The sequence below is a fragment of the Vibrio sp. 811 genome (genome assembly GCF_033339195.1).
In genome coordinates this window covers 1-579 of record NZ_JAWOUB010000697.1, presented here as the reverse complement: position 1 = coordinate 579, position 579 = coordinate 1, and the positions used below count along the sequence as shown (strand labels likewise).

Annotated in this window: 1 protein-coding gene; it reads right to left on the bottom strand. The window is 49.1% G+C overall.

Annotated features, from left to right (window positions below; genetic code table 11):
- The coding region (locus R7Q46_RS28895; RefSeq protein WP_318078543.1) for a thiamine pyrophosphate-dependent enzyme at window positions 1-579 on the bottom strand (579 nt) is incomplete at both ends.

The following is a 579-nucleotide window of genomic DNA, read 5'->3' as shown; positions in this document are numbered from 1 at the left end:
CAGATTGATGATCTTCACAGGAATATCGTACTGCATGGCCGTCGATAGCTCCTGAATGTTCATCTGGATACTGCCATCACCCGTCACCACCACCACTTCTTCTTCAGGCATCGCGAACTTAACGCCCATACCAGCAGGAAGACCAAAGCCCATTGTGCCCAAGCCACCCGAGTTGATCCAACGGCGAGGTTTGTTGAATGGGTAGTACAACGCCGCAAACATTTGGTGCTGGCCTACATCAGACGCCACATACGCGTCACCATTGGTTAGCTTGTGCAGTGTTTCAATGACTTGCTGTGGCTTGATACGATCCGACGACGTTTCGTAAGACAAGCACTGACGATCGCGCCACACTTGAATATCATCCCACCACTTAGTGATCGCCGCTTCATCGTTGCCACAATCTTGCTCTGCCAGTAGACCAAGCATAGTAGTCAGTACTTTTTCAGCAGAGCCTACGATTGGAAGATCCACTTTGACGTTTTTGGAGATAGACGACGGGTCAATATCAATGTGCATCACTTTCGCATTTGGACAGTACTTCTCAAGGTTATTGGTGGTGCGGTCATCAAAACGTAC